General features: G+C 36.8%; 17 protein-coding genes and 1 tRNA gene. 10 read left to right on the top strand and 8 right to left on the bottom strand.

Annotated features, from left to right (window positions below; all coding sequences use genetic code 11):
• Nucleotides 1–243: 243 nt before the first annotated feature.
• Nucleotides 244–1,467, top strand: coding sequence for an alkaline phosphatase family protein (locus tag IEV85_RS05120; protein ID WP_188460861.1), 1,224 nt, complete (start codon nucleotides 244–246; stop codon nucleotides 1,465–1,467).
• Between the two features lie 104 nt (nucleotides 1,468–1,571).
• Here the strand turns inward: IEV85_RS05120 and IEV85_RS05115 are convergent.
• Nucleotides 1,572–1,647 (bottom strand) — tRNA-His (locus IEV85_RS05115).
• 171 nt (nucleotides 1,648–1,818) lie between these two features.
• Nucleotides 1,819–3,090, bottom strand: coding sequence for a M23 family metallopeptidase (locus IEV85_RS05110; RefSeq protein ID WP_188460859.1), 1,272 nt, complete (start codon nucleotides 3,088–3,090; stop codon nucleotides 1,819–1,821).
• 934 nt (nucleotides 3,091–4,024) lie between these two features.
• On the opposite strand from IEV85_RS05110, the gene IEV85_RS05105 reads away from it, so the two are divergent.
• The 9 genes from IEV85_RS05105 (at nucleotide 4,025) to IEV85_RS05065 (ending at nucleotide 11,460) form a co-directional block, all read left to right on the top strand.
• Nucleotides 4,025–5,626, top strand: a complete 1,602-nt coding sequence (locus IEV85_RS05105) for a GAF domain-containing protein (RefSeq protein WP_188460857.1) — start codon at nucleotides 4,025–4,027, stop codon at nucleotides 5,624–5,626.
• A gap of 521 nt (nucleotides 5,627–6,147) precedes the next feature.
• Nucleotides 6,148–6,546 (top strand): DoxX family protein, encoded by a 399-nt coding sequence (locus IEV85_RS05100; protein WP_188460855.1) that lies wholly within the window; start codon nucleotides 6,148–6,150, stop codon nucleotides 6,544–6,546.
• 2 nt (nucleotides 6,547–6,548) lie between these two features.
• Nucleotides 6,549–6,767: a DUF4287 domain-containing protein gene (locus IEV85_RS05095; protein ID WP_188460853.1), complete on the top strand. Its 219-nt coding sequence runs from the start codon at nucleotides 6,549–6,551 to the stop codon at nucleotides 6,765–6,767.
• 33 nt (nucleotides 6,768–6,800) lie between these two features.
• Nucleotides 6,801–7,427: a class I SAM-dependent DNA methyltransferase gene (locus tag IEV85_RS05090; RefSeq protein ID WP_188460851.1), complete on the top strand. Its 627-nt coding sequence runs from the start codon at nucleotides 6,801–6,803 to the stop codon at nucleotides 7,425–7,427.
• 13 nt (nucleotides 7,428–7,440) lie between these two features.
• Nucleotides 7,441–8,421, top strand: coding sequence for a GlxA family transcriptional regulator (locus IEV85_RS05085; protein WP_188460849.1), 981 nt, complete (start codon nucleotides 7,441–7,443; stop codon nucleotides 8,419–8,421).
• Between the two features lie 13 nt (nucleotides 8,422–8,434).
• Nucleotides 8,435–9,094, top strand: coding sequence for a class I SAM-dependent methyltransferase (locus IEV85_RS05080; RefSeq protein ID WP_188460847.1), 660 nt, complete (start codon nucleotides 8,435–8,437; stop codon nucleotides 9,092–9,094).
• A 304-nt stretch (nucleotides 9,095–9,398) separates the two neighbouring features.
• Complete coding sequence (locus IEV85_RS05075; RefSeq protein ID WP_188460845.1) at nucleotides 9,399–9,875, top strand: hypothetical protein; 477 nt, start codon at nucleotides 9,399–9,401, stop codon at nucleotides 9,873–9,875.
• 20 nt (nucleotides 9,876–9,895) lie between these two features.
• Nucleotides 9,896–11,035: an ATP-binding protein gene (locus IEV85_RS05070; RefSeq protein WP_188460843.1), complete on the top strand. Its 1,140-nt coding sequence runs from the start codon at nucleotides 9,896–9,898 to the stop codon at nucleotides 11,033–11,035.
• On the top strand, nucleotides 11,032–11,460 hold the full coding sequence (locus IEV85_RS05065; protein ID WP_188460841.1) for a response regulator: 429 nt from the start codon (nucleotides 11,032–11,034) through the stop codon (nucleotides 11,458–11,460). Before IEV85_RS05070 ends, IEV85_RS05065 begins: the two co-directional genes overlap by 4 nt.
• Nucleotides 11,461–11,570: 110 nt before the next feature.
• Here IEV85_RS05065 and IEV85_RS05060 read toward each other — a convergent pair whose 3' ends face one another.
• The 6 genes from IEV85_RS05060 to IEV85_RS05035 form a co-directional block, all read right to left on the bottom strand.
• Nucleotides 11,571–14,126 carry a phosphoenolpyruvate carboxylase gene (locus IEV85_RS05060; RefSeq protein ID WP_188460839.1) on the bottom strand — a complete coding sequence of 852 codons (2,556 nt, stop codon included), beginning with the start codon at nucleotides 14,124–14,126 and terminating at the stop codon, nucleotides 11,571–11,573.
• Between the two features lie 266 nt (nucleotides 14,127–14,392).
• Nucleotides 14,393–15,250: an alpha/beta fold hydrolase gene (locus IEV85_RS05055; RefSeq protein ID WP_188460837.1), complete on the bottom strand. Its 858-nt coding sequence runs from the start codon at nucleotides 15,248–15,250 to the stop codon at nucleotides 14,393–14,395.
• 48 nt (nucleotides 15,251–15,298) lie between these two features.
• Nucleotides 15,299–15,931, bottom strand: a complete 633-nt coding sequence (locus IEV85_RS05050) for a TetR family transcriptional regulator C-terminal domain-containing protein (RefSeq protein WP_188460835.1) — start codon at nucleotides 15,929–15,931, stop codon at nucleotides 15,299–15,301.
• Nucleotides 15,932–16,170: 239 nt separating this feature from the next.
• On the bottom strand, nucleotides 16,171–16,404 hold the full coding sequence (locus IEV85_RS05045; RefSeq protein WP_188460833.1) for an acyl carrier protein: 234 nt from the start codon (nucleotides 16,402–16,404) through the stop codon (nucleotides 16,171–16,173).
• A 72-nt stretch (nucleotides 16,405–16,476) separates the two neighbouring features.
• Nucleotides 16,477–19,638 carry an efflux RND transporter permease subunit gene (locus IEV85_RS05040; RefSeq protein WP_188460831.1) on the bottom strand — a complete coding sequence of 1,054 codons (3,162 nt, stop codon included), beginning with the start codon at nucleotides 19,636–19,638 and terminating at the stop codon, nucleotides 16,477–16,479.
• Between the two features lies 1 nt (nucleotide 19,639).
• Nucleotides 19,640–20,698: an efflux RND transporter periplasmic adaptor subunit gene (locus IEV85_RS05035; protein WP_188460829.1), complete on the bottom strand. Its 1,059-nt coding sequence runs from the start codon at nucleotides 20,696–20,698 to the stop codon at nucleotides 19,640–19,642.
• Between the last annotated feature and the right edge of the window lie 2 nt (nucleotides 20,699–20,700).

Here is a 20,700-nt window from a genome sequence, read left to right as displayed (position 1 = left end):
AATGATAGTTTATTGAATAAACTTATCATTTCGGCATAACTTCACTTGTTTTTATTTATAAAGTCAAATACGGTAAATCTCTCACATTTAACCTTTGCTTAACAGCTATACAATAGAAAAAGCTTAAGTTCGCAAAAATTTTAAGTTATAAATCTTTAACCTAAGAGCATTATGCTATTTCAGAAGCTTATGCTTAGCGTTAAAGATTTATAAACTATTCATCTGATTGTTATAAGGTTATTTATGAAGTATCTTTTTTTATTGATATCACTTGCATGTGCTTCTAAAACTGTGGCTCAGGAAAAACAGCAATATGTGTTGATGATTTCATTTGATGGCTTCAGGCATGATTATGTAGAGATGTACCCCACACCTAACTTTGACACATTTATTAAAAATGGTGCAGCTGCTGAATCGCTCATACCATCTTTCCCAAGCAAAACTTTTCCTAATCACTATACACTAGTAACAGGCCTCTATCCTGCAAATCATGGCTTAGTGGATAACAGTTTCTATGACAGAGGCAGAGATGTAGTTTATTCCATGAGAATGAAGGAGTTGGTAACAGATGACTATTTTTACGGTGGTATTCCCTTGTGGCAACATGCGCAAAATAATGGTCTTAAAACTGCTTCTTATTTCTGGGTAGGCTCGGAAGCTCCCGTTGGTGGTAATTTCCCCTCTTACTACTACAATTATAACGGCAGCATTAGCAACGAAATGAGAATTGAACAAGTGCGGAAATGGCTGGAGCTCCCGGAAGAGGAGCGCCCCAGGTTTATCAGCCTATACTTTTCCCTGGTTGATTCAGAAGGGCATCGTTATGGTCCGGTTTCACCACAGACAGGTGAAGCAGTAAAAGAAGCTGATAGGCTGCTGGGGTTGATCAGGAAAGAATTATCCCAAATAGATTTGCCTGTAAACATTCTGATTACTTCAGATCATGGAATGGTTTCAGTGAAAGATGAAAAAGATAGTTTTATACAATTAGAAGATTATTTTGATGCGGAAAACCATGTTTTTCGCATGGTTAACAACAACACCCACGCCCATTTATACTTTAAGGATAAAAGCAAAATAGATTCTGTTTTCAATAAGTTAAGAGATATTTCTAAAGATTTTAAAGTATATAAAAAAGGTGAAACACCTGACCATTGGCACTACAATTCTCCAAATGACCGGATTGGTGATCTTTTAATAAGTGCAGAGCCCGGTACAGTTTTAAGCACCAGAATGTGGGAAAAAGGGGACTCTCCTAATTTTGGCGTGCATGGCTATGATCCCTCATTTAAAACCCTGCATGGAATTTTTTATGCCAATGGCCCGGCAATAAAAAAAGGAGAAACGGTTCCGTCTTTTGAAAATATCCATGTTTATCCACTCGTATGTTTACTTTTAGGCATTCCTGTTCCAGAAAATATTGATGGAAAACAAGAAGTACTTGAAACAATTATCAAAAATAAATAATCAGGGAGCAGATTGATTGATCCGGCAAATCGAAAAGTTGAGAAACTGACTTTGTAAGGCATAAAAAAACCTCATATTTTCACATGAGGTTTCTATACTATGGTGGGTGGAAGATGGGGCTCGAACCCACGACCCTCGGTACCACAAACCGATACTCTAACCAACTGAGCTACATCCACCGTTTTGGAGAGGCAAAGGTAAATCATTATTATCGAATTGTAAAACCCGAAAACAAAAAAATGAAAGATTTTTTTGTTCCTTGTCAACTCTTGAAATCACACAGCTAAATCAGAAGGTGATTTTTCACACATAAGTAATCTAATATGCACATATCTGCCTTCCAATTTGGAATTAACTTGCTTTGTACCAAGCATAATACCCGTTCGGAAATTTCACAAGTTGATAATTTTTGTAATCACCTAAAACTTCAACGGTATCTTTTAAGGAGCCCGAAAAGTAACCAGACTTTTGAATATAAGAGTCTTTTAAACGGGTGGAGTCTGTTAAAACAATAGATTTAAGAGAATTTTCATCTGCCTTTTCTACCAGTGTTTTGTAAATGAAAGCCTTCTCTCCATCTGGCAGGCTTATTCTGTACCAGTTATTTAAAGCAGCATCTACCAACATTAAACTATTTTTATCGAGAGATTTTAAAATAGAAGATTTTGTCGTTGGTGCTTCTCTCAAATTAACTTTCATATTTTTCACCCGGTGATATGTACCTAAGAACGTAGAATCAGATAGCTTGATGTTTTCATCTATTTTTGTGCTGGCAAAAAAAGGATAGGGATTCAAAGCACCTTTCCTCATACTGTAAATACCAAAATGCAGGTGTGGAGCTGTTGTAATAGCATTACCTGTATTTCCCACCAATCCGAGTGTATCTCCTAGTTTTACCCTTTGCCCAATATTGACCAACTGACTATCCAGATGAGCATAATAATAACTATACCCTCCGCCAGATACAAAAATCACCTTGCCCCCCAAATTGTTGTTGCTTACTCTTCTCACAAAACCATGCATTACTGCTACTACAGGCGTTCCCCGAGGAGAGAATATATCTATTCCTTCATGCTTACGTCTGCCGGCATCTCTTGCATCACCATAGTAGCTACTAATATTTTCAAAAGTTTTTCCCGGCACTGGAAATGCCAGCGTAGCACTGAAACCAATATGTATTTTATATAAGCCTCCTCTCAATAGCTCAGGTTGAATCCTTATGAGGTGTTCCGCATCTTCTTCCACATGGTATTTAAGCGAATCACTATCAGCCTCATGAGCCACTTCTTTCATACCTTTCTCACCAACAGCAAACGCGTTAAGAAAAACTTTAGAAGAGTCGTCTGAAATTCTTTGCAGGTATATTTGAATATTCTGCCCTTCTTTTACAGTGTATTTTAAAATGACCGATTTCGGATTAGCGGGATCAAACCTTGTTAACTCTGTATATGGTAGTGAGACAGATAATGAATTTTCACTTGTTATCCGCCCTGCTTTAATCCAATCTTGAGCCAAAGCTGTTTTGGCAAGTTCGATGGTATGCAGCGCTTCAACGTATTTCTCATACTCACTTTGCTGATTGAAAATAGAATCAACTTTGCATGATACCAATAAACTAAGCATGCAAAAGATAAAAAATAAGCTTCGGACACAGTGCATAAAAAGTAGGTTATTTTTGTTCGAGCAAGCAGCTTGCTGAATTAAGATTATCAATTAAACATCGGACTCTGTGCTAAGAGTTCAGAACACGCCCTATAATAATTGTGAAGCATTTCCCCTAATCACTTTTATGGATGTTACTTTGACAAAGTAGTTTCAAGCCCTGTTAGGATACAATTTGCTTCTTCATATCAATTCTCATTATATTTAATGAAAACGATCTGAAAATTTATAACATGCTCTAATGTTTTCCCCCTGATAAGCTTCTAAATTATTTTTCCCATACTACTTCCCAATTGCTACCTCATCTTTTTTATGGTAGATTTTTCCAAACCCGTTGACACACGGCTCTGCACTTTCATTAATAAATGTGATATCATTCTTGCTTTACCGGATAGGCCCTGGAGGGTGCCCTTTCTCAAGTGTAACCGACTTTATACTCCTAACTTCCACTCTGAGCTATCAATGTTTAAAAGAACAAATATCTCCTCTATATAATGTGGAATCTAAAATTAGATTCCACAATGGGCAATCATTGGTTACTGACTTTCAGACACCTATCATTGGTTCTCGTATAATTGCTTAATAAGCTCTATTGAAGAAATAGATAAGCTTCCTTCTTAATAATATGAAAAAATACGAGGATACTGAATTAAGTAGATTAGTAAGTAATCATCAGGGGTATTTATTTTTAATCTCCCATTGGTAAAGAAAAAAGGTTTTAGCAAGAGCAGAGCTAATTCAATCTGATTTTCAACGGCTGTAAAGAGAAGATTTTTAAGCAACAATTCAGGTGCTAAATTGATCAAATTAAACTAAAAAAGCGGTTTTAATACATAAAAATTTTTATCTTGAAAAATAAGAAATCTAAGCAGCAAAGCAAAAATCATCAAGAGATATGAAAAAGTTAAGGAAATTGTTTTTAAATAATGCTATCTCAATTTTGTTGGTAATTGTTGGGGTACTTATGATTTGGTGCTGCTTGCTAATTATTAAAAACAGACGTATAATAGATGATACAATTCAGGTAAAAGAAGCTGCCAATGCAATAAAATTCCAATTAGATGCACATTTGGATATAGTGAGGGAGCTTGACGTTTCCCTACGTGGATTTGCCATCACAAAGGAAGAGCGCTATTTGTACATTAAACCTGATCAATTAAAAGCTAAAATGCAGGCGACTTTTGCAAAAATGGATAGTCTTCTGAATGCACAAGGCTTTGATAATGAAGAAGCTATTCAAGCGCTAAGAGACTACCAATCTGTTATTAGAATGCTAGTGAATGATCATGCTACCATGGCTGGCTACATAAGGAATGGTAATGAGGAAGGTTTTTTAGAGATTTTCATGTTGGACAAAGGGAGCAAACTTGGACCTCCCATAGAAGCCACGAATAAGCTTATCAATGGCTACCAAGATCAATTGACCCAGCAGGCAGAGGAAAGATATCAGGCCGCAATGCAAAACAATATTATAATACAGGTTGCCATGGTACTATTGGGAATTCCAGCGATAGGCCTCGTACTCTACAAGGTGAATAAAGATGGTGAAAGAAGGCAAAACCTGCTCAAAGAGCTTGCAGAAAACAATAGCAAATACCTTTTCAATTCTGGAAAAAAAATAGAGAAAATCACTGCTGAAAATGTGATTGAAGGATCAATTAATCAACTTCAGAAAGCTTCTGATTTTATTAATAAAATTTCAGAAGGAAACCTTGAGGTTACCTGGGAGGGTTTAAATGAAGAAAACCGTCAATTAAATGAAATAAGCCTTGCAGGAAGGTTATCCGTTATGCGAGATAAGATGATCCATGTTAAAGAAATGGATAGTGAAAGAAATTGGACTAACGAAGGGCTAAGCATGTTGGGCGAACTGCTAAGAAAAAACAATGACCTGTCCGAAATCTGTGACGAAATCATCTCTAAATTGATTGTATACCTGAAGGCGAATCAAGGCGCATTATTTTTAATTGAAAAGCAAGAAAGCGATGAAGAGGAATGTTTAATTTTAAAAAGTGCTTATGCTTACAATAGAAAAAAATTTATTGATCGTAAAATATCTTTAGGTCAGGGTCTCGCAGGTCAAACATGGTTAGAAAAAGAAACAATTTATCTTAAAGAAATACCGCAAGACTATATTAAAATAACTTCCGGACTGGGGGAAGCCCTACCCGAAAATATTTTGATTGTACCACTAAAGCTTGATGAGAAGGTTATAGGGGTACTGGAAATAGCCTCTTTTAGCGAGTTACTACCTTATCAAATAACTTTTGTGGAGAGGTTAGCTGAGAGCATGGCCAGTACATTTATTACTCTGAAGATGAATGAACAAACAAAAGAGCTATTGTCCCAAGCACAGCAACAAGCAGAAGAAATGCTTGCACAGGAAGAGGAGATGAGGCAAAATATGGAAGAGCTGGAAGCCACCCAGGAAGAAATGAGAAGAAAGGAGCGACAGTTTTTGGAAGAGATTGAAAATTTAAAAAAACAAATCTCCTAAATCCGTATAAGCTGCAACACTAGATAACCTGCAAATTGCTAAAAACATGGCCCAAATTGCAGAAAATACTTCTTTAGCTAAAGGGTTGCTCCCGTCCAATCACCCTGTGAATTTTCAGAATGCTTTTTAACCTGAGTTAAATTCTTAATTTATTTCAAAGCCCGTCAGAACGTTCCCACTTTGGCGAGAAGCAATTTTATTAATCGAAATCAGGTTACATGTTTCCCCGTTCTTGATACAGTAAAGTCAACTTGTAGAAGACTGAAATCGATCAAAAACATCTCTTTTTCATCGTCACTGCATGCCACGAAAAATACTGGAAGTGCTACTAACATAGTAATTCATTTTCTCATGATTTCTGCTTTTTGTTTTTACAAATTTGGCTTGGGGATATCACAAAAAAGTCACAGAAGTTTAAAGCTTTTTAAATGTCGCAATCCCCCCTTCATTATGTCTTAGCCACACAGCTTCAAAACACTTTGCTTTGATTAATTTTATACTATCATTTAACCTTAAAGATTATGAAAACAACTAAACCCACAAAAATCATCTACTGGATCTCCACAGGTATTATTTTCTTATTTGAAGGTGTATTGGTAGCACTTACAAGTCAAACTGAATTTGCAAAAGAGGGCATCAGGCATTTGGGTTACCCGGAATACTTTGGAGTACTGCTGGCCATCCTGAAAGTAGCAGGTGCCATTGTTCTCATCTTGCCAATGATATCAGCCAGAATTAAAGAATGGGCCTATGCAGGTTTTTCCATCACTATTATTGCTGCAGCTGTAAGCCACTGGGCAGTTGATGGTTTTGGCGGACAAACTATTTTCCCAATAGTATTTTTCGCAATTCTGGCTACTTCGTATATTACTTATCATAAATTACAAAAAAACACTATAGCTGCAGTTAAAACTATATAGTTATGTCATTCCATGCCTATCTAAAAAACATTCAGGGTAAAACAGGGAAATCCCCCTCGGATTTTCAAAAGCTAGCAGAACAAAGAGGCTACATGGAAAATGGCTTACTGAAACCCACCATAAAAGCTGGAGAAATTGTAGAATGGCTTAAAAAAAACTACGCCCTTGGCCATGGACATTCCATGGCTATTTATGCACTCCTAAAAGGAAAAAAAGAATAGCTGAAGTTTATTAAAATCTTTAACTTTATACAAATGAATATTCAGCAAGCATATAACTCCTGGGCGGATCAATACGATACCAACAAGAATAGAACACGAGACCTGGAAGCGTTATCTTTAAGAGAAACACTAGCCAATAGAAAGTTCAACAGTTGCCTCGAAATTGGCTGTGGGACAGGAAAGAATACCAAATCGCTGGTTGAACAAGTAGAAAATTTAACTGCTGTAGACTTTTCAGAAGGAATGTTGGCAAAGGCAAAGAAAAATGTTAGCTCCCACAAGATAAATTTTATTCAGGCAGATATAACAGAGGATTGGCATTTTTCTGAAAGTCACTATAACCTGATAACTTTCAGTCTGGTGCTGGAGCATATTCAAAATTTGCTTCCCATATTTGAAAAAGCTGTGCAACGCTGCAAAAAAGGTGGCCTTATTTATATAAGCGAACTCCATCCTTTTAAGCAGTACAGTGGTTCGAAGGCAAGGTTTGAGACTGAAACCGGGACGCAAGTTGTTACCTGTTACACACATCATATTTCAGATTTCACAGAACCAGCCAAAGCCAGCGGCTTATCACTGGTGCAACTAAATGAATATTTTGATGATGAGGAACGAACTTCTCTCCCCAGACTTATTACTTTTCTTTTTATGAAAGATTAAAAACTAATGAAGTATGAAAACCATCTCCATACTTGTTCCCGAACGCGCTGTACCGGCTGCCATTGTTGATCCGCAGTACATGTTCTCTGCTATCAACATGTTCTATGCACAAGCCGGGATGGCCCCTGCATTTAAAGTAGAATTGGTAGGTGTAACTAAAGAAATCCGATTAAACAATGGTCTGCTAAGTTTTCATCCTGACAAACTATTAACAGAGGTAGAAACGACTGACCTTATCATTATGCCCGCCACAAGTGGTGACATCTCAGAAGCTATTGAACTAAACAAAGCAATTCTACCATGGGTGGTATCACAATATAATAAAGGATCAGAGGTAGCGAGCTTATGTAATGGAGCATTTTTGCTAGCCTCAACAGGTTTACTCTCCGGGAAAACCTGCTCTACTCACTGGCTGCACGCGCCTACATTTCGAAGTATGTTTCCTGATGTAAAACTCGTAGATGACAGGGTGATCAGTGAACAGAAGGGCTTGTACTCAAGTGGCGGAGCAAATACCTACTGGAACTTACTGCTATATATTGTGGAAAAATATACTTCCCGGGAGATGGCCGTAATGGCTTCAAAATTCTTTCTACTGGATATCTCTAAAAATAACCAACTACCTTTTTCAATGTTTAAAGGCCAAAAAGCCCATGGTGATGAAATTATAGTAGCCGCTCAGGAATACATTGAAAAGCACTATGATGCAAAAATTAGCGTGGATGACTTAGCTGAACGTTTTGGAACTGGAAGAAGAACTTTTGAAAGAAGATTTAAGAAAGCAACCTCTAATTCTATAGTGGAATACCTTCAAAGGGTTAAAATTGAAGCTGCCAAGTTGCAATTGGAAACAGGGAGAAAGAATGTGAATGAAGTAATGTACGAAGTAGGATATAATGATCCTAAAGCTTTCAGGGAAGTGTTTAAAAAATATGTAGGTATATCCCCTGTAGATTATAGAAATAAATTTTCAACGGAAGTTGTACCTTCCTGAAACAAGATTAATTATGGAAAGTGAAGTGGATAAAATGAAAAGTATAGCCAGTCAGCTAAGCTGCCCTAGCGGGGAAGCAGGTCTGGATATGGCAGAGCAGATGAACCAATCCAATCATGGCATGACTGCGAATACAATCCATCATTTGGAGTTAAAAGCTAATGAGCATGTTTTGGAGGTTGGTCCCGGAAATGCAAAACATTTATCCGAAATAATGCTTTTAGCACCTTCTATAAAGTATACCGGTCTGGAAATTTCAGTAGATATGAAAAAAGAAGCTGAAAGATTGAATGTAGGGTTTATTAATCAGAAACAAGCACAGTTTCATCTTTACTCAGGTGAAAAATTCCCTTTTGAAGAGGCTGTTTTTGATAAAATAATGACGGTAAACACACTTTATTTTTGGGAAAACCCATCCGCTACATTAAATGAAATTTACAGGGTACTGAAGCCAGGAGGTGCCTGCATAATTACTTACAGCCATAAAGATTTTATGAAAACTCTTCCATTTACCCAATATGGTTTTCAGTTATATAATGATGAGGATGTACTGGCTCTTCTGGAAAGGACAATTTTTAAAGAACCTCAGGTTTTCTTAGAGATTGAGACTGTTAAAAGTAAACATGGTGAAATGATTACAAGACCCTACTCTATTTTAAGGGTTACGAAATAAAGACATAAATACTGAGTTAAGGTAGTATTTATGAAATCTAAACATCACCACTTTTTTATCAAATTATATTGAACCTACTCTTTTTAGTTAGTATTATTCACTCGTCCGTTTTAAAAAATCCATTTAAAGCAAATCCTCTTTTAAATACTTCTACGTTCTTAGAAATACTATTTAATATTGAAAATCCTGTTCAGTGATAAATAAATTACTTCTTCAGCTATAAAAACCAAATGCTTCAACGTAAGCATAGTTTTTATTTCAACTGAAAAAAAATTATATTTACTTACACTCAATTTCAATCAATATGGATCAATTAATCGATTTTTTCAAGAATCTTTTTTCAGCTAACGATTGGCCTGCCCGATGGGTATGCGGGGAATGGTCTACTTTTCATGGTTGGTTATATATTACAAGTGATATCGCCATTTGGCTAGCATATTTTGTAATTCCCGCAATTATTATTTTTTTCATTCAAAAAAGACACAACCTCCCTTTTTTACCTGTCTTTTGGCTATTTGGTGCATTTATAATTTTGTGCGGAAGTACTCACCTGATTGATGCTGTTATGTTTTACTGGCCTGCCTACAGACTTAGTGGTCTATTACGCCTCCTCACCGCGGCAGTAAGCCTGGCTACTGCTTTCGTGCTTATCCGTGATTTGCCAAAATTAATAAAAAGCAAACCAGAAGATAAATTGAAAACCTACCAACTGGAAAAGCAACTTGAAAAGTATGAAGCTGAAATCATAGAACTCAAACAAAGACTCAATAGCAAAAACTAATGCTTTCCAGGCGTAAATCGATGAGGCTTATCCAAAATGCAGGACTTATATTCCTGGCATCAGTTATTACCTACGTCATTTTCTTAATTGATTTGAGAACACACAATAGTTTAGCGGCAGCTTGCCTCTATATTATTGTGATTTTATACAGCTGGCTTTTGCCAGGTAAATACTCTACTATTTATACTGCGGCCCTGTGTAGTGCACTTACTATCTTCTCAACTTTTGATATAGGCGAAATGGATGGTAATAGCAAAGAGGAATTGAATAAAGTGAATATGCTGATCTCACAAGTGGTAATTTGGGTCAGTGTAACATTGGTTTATATTGCGAAGAGTAGTTTCACAAGTCTGGAACACATCAATAAAGAATTATCTGCAAGCTCTGATATATTATTGGAAAAAGTAATTAAATTAGATGAGCAGCAAGAGGAACTCTTTGCGCATAAAAATGAACTTGAACGTTTGAATGAAGAATTAATAATTAAGAACAGAGAACTTGAGCGATTTACAAGTATTGCAAGTCATGATTTGCAGGAACCCCTCAGAACTATAGGTAACATGACTCAGTTAATTGAAAAAAATTACGCTACAAGTTTTGATGATCAGGGTAAAAAATTCCTCCAATATGTTACAAATGCAACAGGAAGAATGACACACCTTATTAAAGGCTTACTGGAATTCAGCAGGATCGGTAACAAAAGAGAGGTACAACAAGTTAATTGCCAGGAATTAATTGAAACAATTGTTGAAGATTTTGAAGTAGCATTAAAGGCAGTGAACGGAACTGTTATGTTTAAGGAATTACCTAAGGTACAAGGCAACCCGATTGAATTAAGAATGCTGTTTCAAAATCTTATTAGCAACGCCATAAAATTTAAGAAAAAAGATGAACCACCTTTTATTTCGATAACTTCTATTGAAAGCAAAGAGAAGGTAGAGTTTTGTATAACGGATAATGGAATTGGAATTGATGAGGAGAATTACGGAAAAATATTCTTTATTTTTCAACGGCTTCATCCGGTGGAAGAATACGAAGGAACTGGGTTAGGTTTGGCTTATTGCCGCAAAATAGTAGAATTACATGAAGGTAAAATATGGGTTAAATCACAAAAAAAAGTGGGGACTTCCTTTTATTTCACATTAAAAAAAACAGTATGACAGCAAAAAGTAACAAATTAGATTGTATTCTTCTTATAGATGATGACGAGGCTACCAATTTTTACCACACTATTATTTTAGAAGGGGAGGGTGTTGATGCACATATACAAACGGTAAAATCTGCCAGTGAAGCATTAGATTTTTTACTTTGTAGAGGTGCTTATGCAAACTGCCCTCAGCCTGGAATAATATTTTTAGACCTTAACATGCCTGGCATGAGCGGTTGGGATTTTCTTGAACAATATGATGAATTATCAAAGGAAATACATGAACGCTCAATAGTAACTATACTAACTACCAGCATGAATCCCGATGATAAGGAAAGAGCTGCCAGAATTCCTGCTGTGAAAGAGTTTGTACCAAAACCCCTTACGCCAGAGGTATTCTGGAAAGTGGCAAATGAGAATTTTATAATAGAAAATTGAGCAGGGTACCTATCAAATCATTAATCTTCAGTACATTCATCAAAATAATGAAGGGTTTATGGCAAGCTTATGAAAAGACAGCTCCATAAGCTTGCCATAAATTGATCAACCTATGCAGCATTTCTGGCAGCATTCACAATTCCAAACATGGCTCTTAAAACCAGTTTCTTAAAAACCTCTTCATCGTCAACTCCTTCTCTTAGTTTTTGAATGGCATATTGCTGAATAGTGATCAATGGAAGTACAATCCGCTCGCGAATAGCAATGGAAGCTTGCGAAACAGGGGCTTCATGTAAAAGGCCTTTCTTCCCACTAATTTCATCTAACTCTGATTTGCTGAGATCGAACTCATTTTTCATTAGATGCCAGAATTCTCCGTATTCCTCATCCTTGCCTAAATAGGCTGTAGCCGGATAGAAAGATTTAGCAATTGACTGCATGGAATTGCCTAATAAGGTCCGGAAAAAAAGCGAGTCCTTGTATAACTGGTTTAATTCAGTACTTTTTCCTTCTTCTTTAATTGATTGCAAAGCCGTTCCTACTCCATAAAAACCGGGAATATTTTGCTTCATTTGCGACCAGGCACCTACAAAAGGGATAGCACGTAAGTCTTCAAATTTTAATTCACCCTTTTTGCCCCTGCTGGTGGGCCTGCTGCCTATATTAGTATCTCCAAAATATTTTAATGGCGTTACCTCTGCAAGATATTTTGTAAATTTAGGATGACTTTTAAAATCCTTGTATAACTGGTAACTCACCTCTGCCAGATCATCTAAAAGTCCTCTTTCCTTATCAGTAAGTACTCTATTTTCATCGGCAAATAAATGATTTTCCAATCCTGCAGAGAGGAGCTGCTCCAGGTTATAACGGCAGGAGCCCGTTTTACCATAATTGGAACTAATGGTTTGCCCTTGTATAGTTACCTGTACCTCCTGATCTTCAATGTTAGAACCTAATGAAGCATAAAAATCGTGCATATTTCCACCTCCACGAGCCGGAGGACCACCACGGCCGTCAAAGAAAATCACTTTAATTCCATACTCTCTGGAAATTTTTGTCAGCGCTTCTTTTGCCTGAAAGATAGACCAGTTAGCCCGCAAATATCCACCATCTTTTGTACCATCAGAAAAGCCTACCATGATTGTTTGCTTATTATCGCATTGCTTTACATGCTCTCTATAGGCAGGTATTTCATAAAGTTGCCTCATGATATCTGAAGCATTGGCTAAATCGTCAATAGTTTCAAACAGTGGTACCACATCCAGATTACCGTAAGACTGCTCACTCATTTTGAGTCTGGCCAGCTGAAAAACCTCCATTACATGCAATGCGGATTGACAGTTACTTATAATATATCTATGGCAAGCTCTATCGCCATTTCTCTTCTTCACCTCTTCCAAAGCATCAAAGCTTTTCAACATCTCCTGATGGAATTCTTCATAATCGTTCACTTCGCCTGGAAGTTCTTTCAGGTTTAGCAGAAAGTTGATCTTATCAGTCTCTTTCATTTTCTCATATTGGCTAATGGTGCTTTTATCATCCATTTTCCCAACTATTTCCTCCCAAAGCGTATCATGCTTCCTGCTATCCTGTCGGATGTCCATAATAGAAAAATGGAACCCAAATACCTTTACTTTCAGTATGAATTTTTCCAGTAACTCAGAAAATAGCCCCATGTGTTCTTTTCTGAGGTAATCTAATGCAGCAAAAAGTGTTGTCAGTAACTCATCGGGTGACTTGTATCCTTTTGACTTATCTCCATACAATGCATGGTAGATTTTACTTTCCGCTTCCTGCAGTTGATTTTCAACTCCTTTAAAAGTAAGCCTTCTTTTTATGGCTCTAATATCTCTATAGTAGCATTTCAAAATGGTTTCCCTCAACCGATCCGCAACTTTTAAAGTAATATCATGCGTAACAAAAGGGTTACCATCACGGTCACCTCCCGGCCAAAAGCCTACATTCAGTAAATCAGGATTTACCCATTCTTCCCATGGTTCATCTAATTCTGAAATTAAATCATATAAAATAGCAGGAATACTTTTGTAAAAAACATTTTCCAAATACCAGCATAAACTCACTGCTTCATCATAAGGGCTTGGCTTTTCCCGATTGATGAATGGCGTTTTACCTAATTGCTGTAACAGGGAATTGATTGTATTTAAATCTCCGGCTCTGACAGCTGCTTCCAGATCATTATTAATTGCCAAAACATTGCCCGGGTAAAACTGAGTAGGATGCGCTGTAAGCACTATTCGGACTGAAAAAGTGCTTAGCTTTTCCTTTAACTGTTCCATTTTATTGGCATGACGCACCCTTCCTATAAGCTCTTTAACAGAGCCCTTACCTTGCATATTAAATATCTTCTCAAAAGCGGCATCCTCAATGGAATCAAATAGTAAAACCTGCCTTTCGATATATTGAATGAGCTGAAACAAAAGCTTATGTAAGTCTGATTCCTGTTTAGCTCCCAGAATTTCCTTCTTAAATTGTTGGATGATTTCTGCCGGTTCTTTCCCTTCTTCATAGCCAGAATGGCTTAATTGCTGGAGAATAGGCAGCATTGTTCCTGTTCTGTAAATATGATCATATGGGAGATCAAGAAACAGACTGTTATAAACCGTGAAACGCGTGGCTACTTCTTCCTGGTAATTTAATTTCTTCATAAAAGGTTGAGCTTTTATTATTTAATTTTTTGTTAAAAAAACGCACTGATTCTTAAATATAACCAATTTAACGTAGGAAAACATAATAAAGATGAGGGGTTAACCCTATTTCAAAAGCAAAAAACACACGTTATTTTTCCTTCTAAGAGGATACAAACGTTTGCATTTTAATTTGAGAAATCATATTGAATGTCTGGAAGAAGGACAGAACTGATCCTTCTTAATGTAAGAATTGTTAGCGCTAAAATATTCCGGGGAAGCATTAACTAAGCAATCAATTGCTTGTCAGCAGTAGAATTCTGTAAGTATTGAATCACCAGTTGCACCACCTCTTCAGATTTTAAGTTATGCCCCAGGCCTTCAGTGGTAATTAATTTTCCTTTTCTCCAGTTTTTCTCAAGAGCAAGGGCATTTGTATAAGGCGTATCAGAATCATCCTTATCGTGTATAATTAAGCCGGGAATGTGCAAGGCCTGGACATATGTAGATGCACTTATGTGTTTGATCTCCTGTTTTGCATACAATTGAAATTCATTTACAATGCCCTCCATTGTTCGGGGCTCCAGATTGAGTGAATCTAAATAAAACTGAAAAAACTCCTCTGCTTTTGCAGGAGAAGCCATTAAAACCAACCTATCTATTTGTAGCTGTGGATGGTAAACATTGGCATACAATACTGACATGCTGCCAATAGAATGTGCAATTACAGTATCAAAACCATTGTACTTTTCGCTTAAGAGAGATAACAGATAAGCATTAAGGGGTACAGTAAATTGTTTATTGCCGCTCAATCCATGGCCGGGAGCATCATAGGCAATTAATGTATATTCATCCTCAGAGAGACCTTGGATATATTTTTTCCAGCGATAAGAGTGACTTTGCCAACCATGTACAAAAAGAACTCTTTTAGGGCCTGATCCCCATTGATAAATTTTAATGTTGATTCCATTAAAATTAAAATCTTCCTGCCTGGCAGTACTTAAAAACAACAAGTGATTTTTCCTTAGTTTTGTTCTTTGTGGCGTACAAAATAATTTAAACCCTACTTTAGCTCCTCTTTCAGGAGATATCTTACTGAGTGTATTCAAATAAAACCCAATAGATTGATAAATAAGTTTCTTCATAGCTGTCTTTCTGTAGGTACCAATCGGTATCTTATTTGTTAAATTTTTTTATATTTTAATTAGCTCAATTTGTGTTTCCAGATGCTTAATAATTATTTTCATCTCTTTATTTCTATTTCTTATTTTGCTTAGTAAAACTGCTCCTTCCAAGGTGGCTACAAAAACTGTTGAAAACGAAACGGGATCTGTTGAAGGTTTTAGCTGCCCATATTCAATTCCCTTTCTGACAATATGTTCCAACGAACCTTGAAAAACCTCCAACAGATTAATCACCTTTTTATTAAGTCCTGGCTTGGTATCATCAGATTCCACACCTGCATTTAAAATCGGGCATCCTCCTTCTATAACTGGGCTATGGATGTAACTGTAGAAAAAGCTACATATAGCTTTAAGCTTATCAGCTGCATTGTTTTTAGTTTTAATAACAGCTTTAAATTTCTCCTGCATCCGCTCAGACATATATTCATAAGCATGCTCTTCCAAATCTTCTTTATCCGTGAAATGCCTGTAAATAGCACCTTTAGTGAATCCAGTAGCAGTAGTGATATCACTGAGTGAGGTAGCTTTAAATCCTTTTACATTGAATAAGGCCGCGGCTTCCGATAAAATCTTCTCTTTGGTTATTTCAGCATTTCGCATAATCAAAGATACCGATTGGTATCTTAAAAGCAAAATTTTCATCCTTAATATCACTATTAAAAATCCAATTCATTAATATCTGACATTACAAATGTCAGATAGAGTAGCAGAACAATGTTTACATTGTAGCTGATTCTCACCAAAAATAGCCTGCCGCAGAAAAATACTTCTTCCCCTTTTCTCCTAAAAGACGACACTACTGCTATCCTAAATAAACCAATAAAAAAGGCTGAACCCCATAAGGAATTCAGCCAAACATAAACCACACTATTGAAATCTACTTATTGAACAATGAGTCTATTAACTATTTGAGCAGGTGTTGTAAAACTTCTTATCTCTTCGTCATTTAATTGACCATTACTTGCCAATTCCAACTCATAGATTAAGCCTGAAACAAAAATGTGTTGCATTTTCAGATCGGTGTAAAAGTTTGCAAATTTTCTCTTGCCCGTTAAATTAATTCCGTATAAGTGAAACACATCTACGATTTTTCTGAGTGATGTATAGTTTTTCATAATCTTTATTTATTAATAGCTATAAGTGGGATTAGGCCAACAAGCTAAAGTACCCGCCAGCCTTTCCCTTATTTAATCAACGTAAGCTGCTGCCTCTGATTCAAATTCTTCAACAGGTGTATCGTCCAATATTATTTCTTGTTTGTTATTCTTCCCTGTCTTCTCTAAAAACCTATCGAAAATATAGTAGATGACAGGTACTACAATTAATGTTAAAAACATAGAAGAAATTAATCCCCCAATAATTACCCAGGCCAAACCATTCTTCCATTCTGCACCTGCTCCTGAGGCCAATGCTATCGGCATCATACCAAAAACCATGGCTAGCGTAGTCATAAAAATTGGTCTGAATCTGATTTTTACCGCTTTTTCCAAAGCAACTCTTAAAGAGACACCCGCTTTCTTTAATTGGTTGGTAAAATCGACTAACAAAATTGCATTTTTAGCAACCAGTCCCATTAACATAATCATCCCCATGATACTGAAAATACTCAACGTCCCTTTAGTAAGGGCCAAAGCCAAAAAGGCTCCGATTATTGCCAAGGGAAGGGAAAACATTACTACAAACGGATACACGTAGGAGTCGTACAGAGCCACCATGATCAGATAAATCAGAAGTATAGACGCAAGCAAAGCAATACCCAAACTTCCAAAACCCTCACTCTGGTTTTTCATATCCCCTTCATAGTTGATTTCTATTTGTTCCGGAAATGTGGTAGCAGCAATTTTTTCCTGTAAGGCAGCACCTACTGTCCCTGAAGGTACACCTGCTACCTGCGACTGAACTTTTATTGAAGAAATACGATCCCTTCTTTCCAACTTAGTTGGGCCTTCTGATTGAGTAACTGTAGCAAACTGGCTCAGTTTAATTAATTGGCCTTTGTTATTTGTGAAGGTTAGATTCTCTACATCACTAATAGATTGCCTGTCAAATTCATTCAGTCTTATTAGTATATCATATTCAAAATCGCCATCTCTGTAGGCAGAGTTGTCATTGCCATTAAAAGCTATTTGCATGGTACCTCCCACCATATCCATTGCCAAACCCAGCTCCGCCATTTGATCCCTGTCAACCTCCACCTTAATTTCTGGATTACCTTCTTCTCTGGAACTCTCTACTTTTCTGGTACCCGTAATGCTGTTCAAAATTTGTACTAACTGGTTGGCTGCAACTTGCAAGCTATCCTCATCCGGACCCGAAACAATTACCTGTATGGGCGCATCGTTGGCTGTACCCATTATTGAAATTGGCACTGCAGTATATTCAGCTCCTATGATATTTTCCTGCAAAGCTCTTTCCACCTGCCTTGCAACCTGCGGGCCTGTATAATTTCTTTCACTGGCTGCCACTAACTTTACCGATATTTCTGAGGTGTAAGGAACTGATTGCGATCCGGAAAGAGAACCACTTGTTCTACCCACAGTGGTAAATATCTCTCTTACTTCCGGCAAGGAAGAAAGGTACTCCTCTACTTCACGTGTTTTAAAATTGGTTTGCTCCAAAGTAGCATCTTTTGGGAGTTCCACTCTAATGATAAACTCCCCTCTGTCTCCCTGCGAAACAAATTCGCTACCTATAAAACCTGCGCCTACCAAAAACAATGAGGTAAAAAATAATACAACAGTAATACTTAATACAATTATTTTGTGGCTAAGGCTCCATCTTAAAATTCCTAAGACCCAATCAATAAAGCTATCCAGCCCTTTTTCAAACCCATTCACAATTTTTCCGAAGAAGGAAGAAGGATTAATATGTTCCAGTTTGGAAAACCTGGAAGTTAATAATGGAATTAAAGTAAAAGCCACCAGTAAACTTATAAGCGTGGCAGTAGCTACTGTTATACTAAATTGGGTAAGAATACCAGAGATTAACCCACCTGTTAAAGTTAAAGGCACAAAAACTACTACAATTACGAGCGTAATGGAAATTACTGTACCGCCAATTTCCCTGATCCCATCGTAGGAAGCCTGCCAAATTGATTTGCCCTGCTCCAGGTGTCTGTAAATATTCTCAATTACTACAATTGCATCATCCACCAAAATACCTACTACTAAGGAAAGTGCAAGCAAACTCATTAAATTGAGTGTAAATCCTGCAAGCAGCATAATAGTGAAAGTAGCAATAATTGATGCAGGAACGGCTATCATTACAATTATTGCATTTCGGATACTATGCAAAAACAGCAGCATAATTAAAGACACAAGTACAATAGCAATAAGCAAATCTTTAATTACATCATTGGCTGCTTCCAAAGTAAACTCTGAACTATCCTGAGAAATCTGGAAACTCAACCCTTCTCTTTTGTAAGCACTTTCTAACTGATGAAGACTCTCCTCCACTCTGTGGGCAACTTCCACTCCGTTAGCATCAGATTGCTTCTGAATAGTAAGACCGATTGCATCTTTTCCATTTAACCTGTTGATGATTTCCTCTTCTTTAAAGTCATCATAAATTTCCGCTACTTCTTTTAATCTGATAGGAGATTGATCCTTCTTATATGCTACAACTATATTTTCAATGTCGTTTAAGGATTTAAACTTACCAGCCAATCGTATTAAAATCTGTCCTTCTTCATTTTTTATTCTTCCTGTAGGAAAGTCAAGATTGCTGGAATTAATAGTGCTGGAAATAGCCAATGGACTTATTCCATAAGCATCCAATTTATTTCTGTCCAGGTTAATTTTAATCTCTCTTTCAGTCCCTCCTAACATATTAACCTGAGCCACACCCTCAATTTGTGCCAGAGAAGGTTGCACCCTATTCTTAATCAGATCATAAAATTCGGCTTTTCCCAAATCAGAATAAATAGCCATTTGCATAATAGGCAAATCTCCTAAGTCAAATTTTCCGAGGCTGGGAGGATCTGCCTCATCCGGTAAATCAGCTAAAATAGCATTGATCTTTCTTTGCGCATCCTGCATTGCTAAATCCACGTTTGCACCACTATTCAGTTCTATTGTTATAATAGAAATGCTTTCTAAAGAGGTGGATTGTATAGATTTTATACCTTCCAGGGAAGCAACAGCATCTTCAAGTTCTTTCGTTACTGAGTTTTCCACCTCCGTAGGAGCAGCTCCCGGATACACTGTACTAATAGTAATAATGTTTGGGCTAAATTTCGGCAGCAACTCATAAGAAAGTTGTGTATATGAAAATATACCCAATAAAGTTAACACCGTAAATAGCACCACAACCATAGTGGGTCGCTTTATCGAAGTTTTTGTAATCTGCATATTATTGTACTTTTACTGTAATGCCTTCTTTTACATTAATTAAGCCTGATGCAATAATCTCATCTCCCTCGTTTAATCCTGAGATTACCTGTACTGAAGAAGAGGAAACAGGCACGATTTCTACGGGTTTTCTCTTTGCTACTCCATTTTCTATCATAAATACCGCAGGGTCTTTCAGTCCACCGCTAATAGATTTTCTATTTACTACCAGAGTGTTCATTTTTCCCGAAGCACTGAATTTTGCTGTACCAAACATTCCGGGTCTTATGGCATCATTATCCACTTTTTCCAATACAATAATTACTTCATACTTAAAGGAGCCATCCGCTTTATTGGAGATGAATTCTACTGTACCTTCAAATGTCTGATTAGGAAGTGCATTGGCTTTTACTGTTACTTTCTGTCCTTTTGATACAGTTGCTACTTCATTTTCAGAAACATTCACCGATAATTTTAATGGGTTGGTATTAATAATTTCAGCTAAAGGCATTCCGGGACTAACCAGCACACCCGGCTCATAATAATCTTCATTGATATAGCCAGAGATTGGAGCAGTTACTTTCGTATCATTATACCTTTTTTGTAAGGCCGATAATTGTGCTTTAGATATTTTAACAGCTCTTTCACTGTCTTCATATTGCTTTTTAGTAATCGCATCAGTTTCAATTAAATTTTTGAATCTTTTTAAGTTATCTTCTGCCTGATTGAGATTTAATTGAGCAATAGTCAATTCAGATTGGATCAATTGATCATTAGTTTTTAAAAGAACATCTCCTTTGCGCACGTAGTCACCTTTTTTCTTGTAAATAGCTACTACAGCTCCATTAGTCTCAGACATAACTTTCACTTCCTGATGTGCCTCAAACACACCATTCGATTCGAAGTTTACATCAATAGTTTGAGACTTTACCTTCTCCACAGTTACAGGCACATACTTACTTTGTTGCATGGCCATTTGTGTATCCGCTTCCATCTCTGTTTTGTTGTTTTTCAAAACAAAAGCAACTGCAACAATAGCTCCTATTATTATAATGATGATGATAATGTTTTTAAATTTCATTG

This window comes from Marivirga lumbricoides, assembly GCF_014636295.1.
GTDB classification, from domain to species: Bacteria; Bacteroidota; Bacteroidia; order Cytophagales; family Cyclobacteriaceae; genus Marivirga; species Marivirga lumbricoides.
The sequence above is the reverse complement of the archived record's forward strand: the minus strand, read 5'-3'. Positions and strand labels throughout refer to the sequence as shown.

What these genes read in the sequence shown, in the direction of transcription:
- IEV85_RS05120 (WP_188460861.1), top strand. Translation starts at nt 244, where the DNA reads ATGAAGTATCTTTTTTTATTGATATCACTTGCATGTGCTTCTAAAACT.
- IEV85_RS05110 (WP_188460859.1), bottom strand. Translation starts at nt 3,090, where the DNA reads ATGCTTAGTTTATTGGTATCATGCAAAGTTGATTCTATTTTCAATCAG.
- IEV85_RS05105 (WP_188460857.1), top strand. Translation starts at nt 4,025, where the DNA reads ATGAAAAAGTTAAGGAAATTGTTTTTAAATAATGCTATCTCAATTTTG.
- IEV85_RS05100 (WP_188460855.1), top strand. Translation starts at nt 6,148, where the DNA reads ATGAAAACAACTAAACCCACAAAAATCATCTACTGGATCTCCACAGGT.
- IEV85_RS05095 (WP_188460853.1), top strand. Translation starts at nt 6,549, where the DNA reads ATGTCATTCCATGCCTATCTAAAAAACATTCAGGGTAAAACAGGGAAA.
- IEV85_RS05090 (WP_188460851.1), top strand. Translation starts at nt 6,801, where the DNA reads ATGAATATTCAGCAAGCATATAACTCCTGGGCGGATCAATACGATACC.
- IEV85_RS05085 (WP_188460849.1), top strand. Translation starts at nt 7,441, where the DNA reads ATGAAAACCATCTCCATACTTGTTCCCGAACGCGCTGTACCGGCTGCC.
- IEV85_RS05080 (WP_188460847.1), top strand. Translation starts at nt 8,435, where the DNA reads ATGGAAAGTGAAGTGGATAAAATGAAAAGTATAGCCAGTCAGCTAAGC.
- IEV85_RS05075 (WP_188460845.1), top strand. Translation starts at nt 9,399, where the DNA reads ATGGATCAATTAATCGATTTTTTCAAGAATCTTTTTTCAGCTAACGAT.
- IEV85_RS05070 (WP_188460843.1), top strand. Translation starts at nt 9,896, where the DNA reads ATGAGGCTTATCCAAAATGCAGGACTTATATTCCTGGCATCAGTTATT.
- IEV85_RS05065 (WP_188460841.1), top strand. Translation starts at nt 11,032, where the DNA reads ATGACAGCAAAAAGTAACAAATTAGATTGTATTCTTCTTATAGATGAT.
- IEV85_RS05060 (WP_188460839.1), bottom strand. Translation starts at nt 14,126, where the DNA reads ATGAAGAAATTAAATTACCAGGAAGAAGTAGCCACGCGTTTCACGGTT.
- IEV85_RS05055 (WP_188460837.1), bottom strand. Translation starts at nt 15,250, where the DNA reads ATGAAGAAACTTATTTATCAATCTATTGGGTTTTATTTGAATACACTC.
- IEV85_RS05050 (WP_188460835.1), bottom strand. Translation starts at nt 15,931, where the DNA reads ATGAAAATTTTGCTTTTAAGATACCAATCGGTATCTTTGATTATGCGA.
- IEV85_RS05045 (WP_188460833.1), bottom strand. Translation starts at nt 16,404, where the DNA reads ATGAAAAACTATACATCACTCAGAAAAATCGTAGATGTGTTTCACTTA.
- IEV85_RS05040 (WP_188460831.1), bottom strand. Translation starts at nt 19,638, where the DNA reads ATGCAGATTACAAAAACTTCGATAAAGCGACCCACTATGGTTGTGGTG.
- IEV85_RS05035 (WP_188460829.1), bottom strand. Translation starts at nt 20,698, where the DNA reads ATGAAATTTAAAAACATTATCATCATCATTATAATAATAGGAGCTATT.